This window comes from Frankia sp. R82, from assembly GCF_023716925.1.
Taxonomy (GTDB): domain Bacteria; phylum Actinomycetota; class Actinomycetes; order Frankiales; family Frankiaceae; genus Frankia.
Window position 1 is genome coordinate 22035 of sequence record NZ_JAMQQG010000302.1, and the last position, 8281, is coordinate 30315.

Genomic DNA, 8281 nt, shown 5'->3' on the forward strand with positions numbered 1-8281 from the left:
GGGTGGTCAGGTCGGCGAAACGGCGCGCACGACGAGGCTGCTGTTGAACCCGCCGTAGCCCCGGGCGTTGACCAGGGCCGTGCGGACCACACCCGGGCGCGGGTCGCGCACGAGGTCCAGGCCGTGGGCCGGGTCGGGGGTGTCGAGGTTGCCGACGGCCGGGATCACGCCGTCGCGGATCGCCAGCAGCGCGGCGGCCACCGACAGCGCGGAGCCGCCGGCGCACAGCCGTCCCACCAGGCCCTGCGGGGCGGTGACGGGGACCGGCCGCGCGCCGAACACGGCGCGGATCGCCGCCGCCTCCTGCGCGTCGAGGTCGGGCGAGCCGGCGCCGTCGGCGAACACCACGTCGACCTCGTCCGGGTCGACGCCCGCGTCCGCGAGAGCCCGGCGCATCGCGACGGCCAGCCAGCGGCCGTCCGGCGCCGTGCGGGCATGCCCGGCGGCGTCGTGGGTCGCCGCATATCCGGCGATCTCGCCGTACACGTGGGGGGCACCCCGCCTGGCTGCGGCGGCCGGGTCCTCGACGACCAGCGTCGCCCCGCCCTCCCCGGGCAGGTAGCCGCGGGCGTGCAGGTCGAACGGCTTGTAACCGGCGGCGGGCTCGGCCGCCGTGCTGACCCGGCCGCTGGACAGGTGGCAGGTCAGCGCATAGGGCGTCAGGCCCGATTCGGCGCCGCCGGCGAGCACCGTCGACGTGCCGCGCCGGATGACCCGGCGGGCCTGGGCAAGGCTGTCCAGCCCGCCGGCGCCGTCGCTGACCACCACCCCGGACGGTCCCTTGAGGCCGTGTCGGATCGACGTCTGCCCAGTGGTCGCCGCGTAGAACCAGGCGATCGACTGGTAGACGCTGACGGCGGTGCGACCCCTGGTCCACAGCCGTTCCAGCTCGCGCTGGCCGAAGTCGTTGCCGCCCGACCCGCTGCCGAAAACCACCGCCGTGGCGTACGGCTCGTGGTCGCCCGGATCGTAGGCGGCGTCGGCGAGGGCGAGGCGGGAGGCGGCCATGCCGAACCAGGTCCAGCGATCGGTCTGGACCAGGTACCGCTTGTCGACGTGGTCCTCGGGTTCGAAGCCGGTGACCTGGCCGGCCAGCCGGGCGTCATAGCGGGACGGGTCGAACCGGGTGATCGGTGCCACCCGCAGCTCGCCGCGCAGCGTGGACGCCCAGTACTCCTGAACCCCGATCCCGCTGGGGGCGACGATCCCGAGACCGGTGACGACCGGACGCACGGTGCCCGGCACCCGCCGGGCCGACGCCGTGTCCGGAGCCGACCCGTCCGCGGCGGAGGGGGTGTCCGCGGAGGTCGGGCGCGCCGGTGCGCTGGCGCTCATCGGTTCGGGCCGGTCAGGACGATGGCGGACTGGAACCCACCGAAGCCGCTGCCGACCGACAGGGCGACGTCCACGGGGTGGTCGCGGGCGATGTTCGGGACGTAGTCCAGGTCGCACTCCGGATCGCGGGTGGACCAGTTCGCCGTCGGCGGGACGACGTCGTTCTCGATGGCCAGCGCGCACGCGGCGATCTCCAGCGAGCCGATCGCGCCGAGCGAGTGACCGATCATCGACTTGATCGAGCTCACCGGGACCTCGTACGCCCGGTCCCCCAGCGACCGTTTGAACGCAGCCGTCTCGTGCCGGTCGTTCTGCTTGGTTCCCGAGCCGTGGGCGTTGATGTAGTTGACGTCGTGCCCGCCGACGCGGGCGGTGTCCATCGCGACCCGGATCGCCTCGGCCATCTCGACGCCGTCGGGACGCAGCCCCGTCATGTGGAACGCGTTGGACCGGGAGGCATAGCCGGCGACCAGTGCGTAGATGTGGGCGCCGCGGGCCCGGGCGGCGTCGGCGTCCTCCAGGACGAACACCGCGCTGCCCTCGCCCATGACGAACCCGTCGCGGCTGGCGTCGAAGGGACGCGAGGCGTGTTCGGGATCGTCGTTGCGCGCCGAGGTGGCCCGGATCGCGTCGAAGCAGGCAACCGAGATCGGCGAGATCGGCGCCTCCGCCGCGCCGGCGAGCACGATGTCGGCCTCGCCATCGACGATCAGCTGGGCTCCGTAGCCGACCGCGTCGATCCCGGACGTGCAGCCGGTGGAGACCACCGACGCCGGGCCGTGCGCGCCGAACCGGTGGGCGAGCTCGGTGGCCAGGCAGCTGGGCACGAGCGCGTGGTAGAGGAACGAGCTGGCGTAGTGGGGGTCGACCTCCCACAGCCGGCCGGAGTCGGAGACGACGACGTACTCGTCCTCCAGCCGGGTCGTCGCCCCCACCGCGCTGCCCAGGCACACCCCGACCACCGGGCCGTCGTCGTCAGCCGGGCCCGCCCGGCCGCCGTCGCCCGCGCCGACGTCGCCGTCGATGTCGCTGTCCGCACCACTGGTCCGGCGCAGGTCCAGGCCACTGTCCTCGACGGCTTCGAGGGCCGCGGCCAGCGCGAACTGCACGAAGCGGTCGTTGCGGGCGACCTCGCGCGCGGACAGGCCGGCCGCCCGCGGATCGAAGTCGCACTCGGCGGCCACCTGGGACCGGAACTGGGTCGGGTCGAACAACGACAGCCGGCGGGTCGCCGTCCGGCCGTCGGTCAGCAGGGTCCAGAACTCCTTGCGACCCACGCCCCCGGGGGCGACCACACCGATGCCGGTGATGGCCACCTGCCGCGGTTCGCTCACGGTCTCGGTCCGCCGGTCCGGCTGTCGGCGTGCGGGCCGGACAGGATGACGGGCGTGTGCGGCACGTGCGGGTTGGGCAGCTCCTCGGTGTCCACGTGCCCGAGGTTCGGCCGGGGCGCCAGCGGGCTCAGGTGGAACACCAGGAACGCGGTCTGCTCACCGGTGTTGACGATGCGGTGGCGCATCCCGATCGGGATGCAGACGCCGTGGTCGGCGCCCAGTGCGTGGTGCTGGCCGTCGAGGCGGGCCGTCACGTCCCCCCGCACGCAGAACAGGAACTCCTCGGAGTAGGGATGCCAGTGTTCGGTCACGACCTCCCCCGGTTCCAGGGTCAGCGTGCCGAAGAAGCCCGAGGTGGAGCCGACGGTCGCCGGGGAGAGCAGGGTGCGCATGTCCCCGCCGCGGCGGCGGTTGGGGGCCACGTCGTGGATACACAGGACCTTCGGGGTGGTGATCGTGGGAGCGGTCATCGCCGTCGTCCTCCTCAGACCTGTTCCGGGACGGCGAGCGCCGGCACCGGCGTCGGCGCCGGCGTCGAACCGGCGGCCACCGCCTGCTCGACCTTGCTCCGGATCGCCGCCATCTCCCGGGGGGTGTTGGCGTTGATGTTCTTCGTCATCTGCTCGTCGTCCACGGGCGCGGACGGGCGCATGCGGAAGTCCTGCACCCAGCGCATCCGGGTGCCGGCGCCCTCGCGGGTGTAGGTCCAGTGGATGTGCATGTACTCGAACGGTCCGGTCTCGACGCGGTAGGCGCGCACCTGGTGGTTGACCGGGTCGAGCGTGCGCTCGGAGACCCAGCTCCACACCGTGCCGTTCTCGTCGGGGTGCATCGTCAGCCGGAACTTGAAGGTGTTGCCGGTCGTTTCGAGAATCTCCACCGACGCGTACTCGGTGAACAGCTGCGGCCAGGAGGCCAGGTCGTTGGTGATCGTCCAGACGGTGTCGAGATCGGCGTTGATCAGGATCGAGTTGTCGGTGTGCCCGCTCACAGCAGCTCCGCGAGGTCGAGGGGATGTCGGAAACGCAGGAAGGTGACTCGAGGCCGGGACGGCTCAGACCGGTTCGCGCTCGCTCAGGGCGTCGTTGACCGTGCCGAGGATCCGGGCGAGCGTGAGGTCCGGCGCCATCTCGGCCGGCAGCTCCACGCCGAAGCGGTCGGCGACCTCGGCGGACAGCTGCAGGTAGGCAAGCGAGTCCAGGCCGATGTCCTCGAAGGTCACGTCCAGGTCGGCGGGGTGTTCGCGGGGCAGTCCGGCCTGCTCGGTCAGGAAGTCGAACAGGTCCTGCGCGGTCCACTGTGGCGGCATGACAGCAGGGCTCCTTCGCTTTGTCCGGTCCGGGCAGGTGTGATCCGTCCGATACCGGGTACTGGGCTGGGACTGGTGGGGCGGTTGGGACGCGAGCCGTGCGGGTGTCAGGCGGCCCGGTCGCACTGGCGCGCGGGCCCAGATCCCGCGCCACGTTGCGCGGGAGAGGCGTGGGGCACGTCGACGAGCGATCTCGTCGCCGGACGGGCGGGACAGGCCTGCGCTCGCCGCAGCGGTGGTGAGCGCGGACAGTACGATGGAGCCGATGTTCGGGGCAGCCATGTTCGGGGCAGCCATGTTCGGGGCAGCCATGTTCGGGGCAGCCATGTTCGGGGCAGGCGTCACGACCGGACCGGTTCGGGTCCGCAGGCCGGCTGGACGCCGATGTCCAGCCGGGACGCCGCGCTGTCTGACCGGCCTGTCTCACCGGCCATGACGAGGCCTGTGGCCGGGCCGGCTGGCCAGGTGGCGCTGTTGCCAGGACTGGCGCTGCCGCCAGGACGGCGGTGCCCTGAGCGCGCCCGCGCGCACAGACCCGGGCGAAGCGGGAGCCGGGGTTGACGAGGGCCCGATCCGAGGCCGAGCCCGGCCGCCGCCGGGACGGGTGGTGCGGGCCACTGATGCGGCGGACACACCGCCCGGGCGGGGCGGTCCGCGCAGTCGGCTAGGCGTCCCGAGGCGCCGACCACTGGTAGAAGCTGCGCGCCATCGCGTCCCGCGGGCCGCGCCAGGTCTGCGGGTCGTAGGCCGAGATGTACTGCTCCAGCTTGTTGTTCACGTCGACGAACAGCGGGTGGTCACGCACGTCGGACACCGCGGGCGCGACGTCCGTGGGCGCGTCGATGAGGTGGAAGTACAGCCCGTGGAACGCGAACAGCTCACGCCGGGTGACTCCCACGATGCCGGGAAGCTCGCCCGCGTCGGATTCGGCGAAGGTCCGCGCCACCGCCTGGGCGTCGGCGGGGTCCATCCTCGCGACGATCAGGGTCCGGTGGGTCGGTGGGACCGATGTCGTGACAACGGGCTGCGATCCGGCAACTGCGGGCACGGAGTGGCTCCTCGGACGCTCTCAGACGGTGACCAGGGGAAGCACGCCGGAACCGACACTCGTCAGTACTCGGCACATCGAGAGCATGCGACCACCGGTTGCCGCTGTCCTGGAATCCGCCTGGCAGCAAACTGTCAGGCAGCCAACTGCCAGGCAACGCAAGAACCACAGCAAACCCCGCTACAGCCAAGGCATTACCAATTCGGCCACCGCGCCCTGGCCCACGCGAGGTCCGTTTGTCCTGGTCGCGCCGCTACAACCAGCAGTTACAACCAGCCGCGCCGGGCGGCCAGGGTGCCCGCCTGAAAGCGGCTGCGCGCGTCGAGTCGGGACATCAGATCCGCGATCATGCGGCGCACTGTGCGCACGGACACACCGAGATGACGCGCCGCGGCCTCGTCTTTCACCCCGAGACTGAGCAGCCGTAACAGCAGCCGTTCGGAGTCGGACGGGCGGTCGTCCGCGCTCGGTGACACAGTGCCCGCCCCGGGCTCGTCGGCCAGCGGTTCGGCGGCCTCCCAGACCTGTTCGAACAAGGTGAGCAGGACCGCGGTCAGCTCCGGGTCCCGTACCAGCAGCACCGGCCCGACACTCCCGGCGCCGCCAGCCCCGCCGGCACGTCCGAGGCCGGGCCCACCGCCCGGGCCGACCAGCGCGACCCGACCGTCGACGGTGGTGGCGTCCAGCCTCGGATCGTCGAGGACCCGCGCGACCAGGCCGTGGGCGGCGACGGTGCGCACATACCCGGCGCCGAGCTCGTCCAGGCGGATCGCCCGGGGCAGGACGCTGCGCATCACCACACCACGGCGCAGCGCCCGCAGCGCGGCCGGTAGCACGTCGCTGGACAGTGCCGCCGTCAGGCCGCGGCGGGTGTGCAGGGTGAGCACCTCCCGTTCGGCCCGGCCCACCATCGCGAGCAACTCGCTGCGGGCCTGGTCGGGACTGTCGATGCGCTGCACCTCCACGCCACCGCGATCGGGTCGTCCCTCGAGGTAGTCGGTGACGAACTCGCCGATCTGGGCTCGGGCCCGCACCAGCCGTTCATGGCGGCGGATGAGCTGTTCGTGCTGGGCCTGCAGCAGGTGGTCGAGGCTCGCTTCGGGATGCACCGCGACGAAGTGCCCGGAGTGCTCCCGGGAGGCGAGCAGCAGGCCGAGTTCGAGCAGCCGGTCGCGGACCCGGCCCATCTCCCGGACCGGCTGGTGCAGCAGTCCCGCCACCTCCGCCACCGGCAGGGACGCGTGTCGCAGCCAGATCCGATAGGCGGCGAGGGTGACATCGTCGAATTCGAGCAGATCGGCAACCCGGCCCCGCTGTGCGGTGTGGTTCTCGGCGGTGCTCACCCTGATCGCTGGGGCAGCATCGGCCGCCCGGCCTGTTCGGCGGAGACCATGTCCAGGGCGTGGCGCACCAGTGAGACCAGGGACTGGCGCACCGACTCCCGCTGGCGGGCATCGCAGAACACCATCGGACGGCGGGGGTCGAGGTCCAGAGCCGCCCGCACGTCCTCCACCCGGTATTCCCGGGAACCGTCGAACCGGTTGAGCGCCACGAGAAACGGGATGTCGCGTTCCTCGAAGTAGTCGATGGCGGGGAACGAGTCGGCCAGCCGCCTGGTGTCCACCAGCACCACCGCGCCGATCGCGCCGAGAACCAGCTCGTCCCACATGAACCAGAACCGGTCCTGTCCGGGCGTTCCGAACAGGTAGAGGATGACGCTGTCCAACAGCGTGATCCGCCCGAAGTCCATGGCCACCGTCGTCGTCGTCTTCGAGCTGACCGAGCTCGTGTCGTCGATTCCGATGCTGGCCGCCGTCATTGCGGCCTCCGTGGTCAGCGGCGGGATCTCACTGACCGCGCCGACAAACGTCGTCTTGCCGACGCCAAACCCACCGGCAATGATGATCTTTACCGGGTGTGGCGACGCGGTCTCCGGCGACCGCGGCCTAGAGGGCCTGTAGTCCATCGAGGACCCTTTCGATGAGGGCAGCGGAGGGGCGGTCCGAAGCGCGGGCCGGCCGGGCCACCGTGACCAGGCCGCCGTCGAGCATGTCGCCGACGAGAACCCGCACGACCCCCACGGGAAGGTCCAGTCGCGCGGAGATCTCCACGATCGACTGCATCCGGTGGCACAGCAGCGCGATCGCACGCTGCTCGGCTTCCAGCGTCGCGGCCATCAGCCGCCCGTTGGGCGTGGTGGTCACGAGCGCGACCAGTTCCAGCGCCCGGTTGGTCGGGCGGGTTCGGCCCCCGGTGACGGCATAGGGGCGGACGACCGGACCCGCTTCTTCGTCAAACCATTCCTCGTCGTACGACATACCGGTCCTCCTGCCTCGCGAGTTGGCGTGGTGATCCAGTCGGGTCGAACAGGGGGCAACCGGCAGACCAGATGCCCGGCCGTACCCCCGTCGGCCGGTAGCGCCCTGGTTACAGCGGCAGCGCGGACTGCATCTGCGCCCGCAGTTCCGGCGTGAGGAACTCCCCGACCCTGGTTACCAACAGGGCCATCTCGTAGGCGATGAGACCGATGTCCGCGCCCGGACTGGACAGGATGGCCAGACACGAGCCGTCACCGACCGCCGTGACGAACAGAAAGCCCTCGTCCATCTCCACGATGGTCTGGCGGACGTTGCCGCCGCCGAAGAACCGGCCGGCACCGCGGGCCAGGCTGTTGAACCCGGACGCGACGGCGGCCAGCTGGTCGGCGGTGGCCCGATCCATCCCGTACGACGTCGCGAGAAGCAGACCGTCGGAGGACAGAGCGATCACGTAGGTGACTTCCGGCACCTTCTTGACAAGGTTGTTGAGCAACCAGCTCATGTTCTCGGACGGTCCCAGCGGACGCATCTCAGGTCACCCTTCCCACATCGTCGCTGTCGTTCGTTTCCTGTCCGTCCGCAAGCCCGCGACCGAAGTTGCTCTGGAAGGACGACATCATGGAGCGGATCTCCTCCGGGCTGCGCTGTGCGGCCAGGGGCCCAGGGGCCTCCTGGGCCGCGTCGCGGCGCAGCTGCGGGGCCAGGCTCGCCCGCCGGGTCCGCCGGGGCAGCCCGAGGTCGCCCGGAGCGGCGTCGTCGGGTTCGGGTGTGCCGGTGCCGGGCACGGGCGCCTGCGCCCGACGCAGCGGCAGCAATGCCTCGCCGGCACCCGGACGGTCACCCCGGGTGGGGCCGTCGGGTGGGCGCAGCTCGGGCGGCGGGGCGCCGCCGGTACGCGGCCCGGTCTGGCGGGTCAGCGGCGCGGTGAGCGGGTCTC

The 8281-nt window shown here is 71.8% G+C and carries 10 protein-coding genes and 1 pseudogene; all 11 read right to left on the reverse strand.

The genetic code is table 11. From position 1 onward, the window contains the following. Positions 1-6: 6 nt before the first annotated feature. Complete coding sequence (locus ND747_RS24280; protein ID WP_251736503.1) at positions 7-1335, reverse strand: beta-ketoacyl synthase N-terminal-like domain-containing protein; 1329 nt, start codon at positions 1333-1335, stop codon at positions 7-9. After that, positions 1332-2669 (reverse strand): beta-ketoacyl-[acyl-carrier-protein] synthase family protein, encoded by a 1338-nt coding sequence (locus tag ND747_RS24285; protein ID WP_251736504.1) that lies wholly within the window; start codon positions 2667-2669, stop codon positions 1332-1334. Before ND747_RS24285 ends, ND747_RS24280 begins: the two co-directional genes overlap by 4 nt. Further along, a complete protein-coding gene (locus ND747_RS24290; RefSeq protein ID WP_251736505.1) occupies positions 2666-3139 on the reverse strand; it encodes a cupin domain-containing protein in 474 nt (157 codons plus the stop codon). The genes ND747_RS24285 and ND747_RS24290 overlap by 4 nt, the downstream gene beginning before the upstream one ends. Before the next feature lie 14 nt (positions 3140-3153). Next, positions 3154-3660 (reverse strand): SRPBCC family protein, encoded by a 507-nt coding sequence (locus ND747_RS24295; protein ID WP_251736506.1) that lies wholly within the window; start codon positions 3658-3660, stop codon positions 3154-3156. Between the two features lie 63 nt (positions 3661-3723). Then, complete coding sequence (locus tag ND747_RS24300; protein ID WP_251736507.1) at positions 3724-3978, reverse strand: acyl carrier protein; 255 nt, start codon at positions 3976-3978, stop codon at positions 3724-3726. Positions 3979-4642: 664 nt separating this feature from the next. Beyond that, positions 4643-5026: a TcmI family type II polyketide cyclase gene (locus tag ND747_RS24305; RefSeq protein WP_251736508.1), complete on the reverse strand. Its 384-nt coding sequence runs from the start codon at positions 5024-5026 to the stop codon at positions 4643-4645. Positions 5027-5292: 266 nt separating this feature from the next. After that, entirely contained in the window at positions 5293-6369 is a 1077-nt protein-coding gene (locus tag ND747_RS24310) for a LuxR C-terminal-related transcriptional regulator (RefSeq protein WP_251736509.1), read from the reverse strand. Continuing rightward, on the reverse strand, positions 6366-6992 hold the full coding sequence (locus tag ND747_RS24315) for an ATP/GTP-binding protein (protein ID WP_251736510.1): 627 nt from the start codon (positions 6990-6992) through the stop codon (positions 6366-6368). The genes ND747_RS24310 and ND747_RS24315 overlap by 4 nt, the downstream gene beginning before the upstream one ends. Next, positions 6973-7344 (reverse strand): DUF742 domain-containing protein, encoded by a 372-nt coding sequence (locus tag ND747_RS24320; RefSeq protein ID WP_251736511.1) that lies wholly within the window; start codon positions 7342-7344, stop codon positions 6973-6975. Before ND747_RS24320 ends, ND747_RS24315 begins: the two co-directional genes overlap by 20 nt. 109 nt (positions 7345-7453) lie before the next feature. Further along, positions 7454-7873, reverse strand: coding sequence for a roadblock/LC7 domain-containing protein (locus tag ND747_RS24325; protein WP_011437246.1), 420 nt, complete (start codon positions 7871-7873; stop codon positions 7454-7456). 1 nt (position 7874) lies between these two features. Continuing rightward, positions 7875-8281: pseudogene (locus ND747_RS24330) on the reverse strand (histidine kinase); the annotation flags it as partial.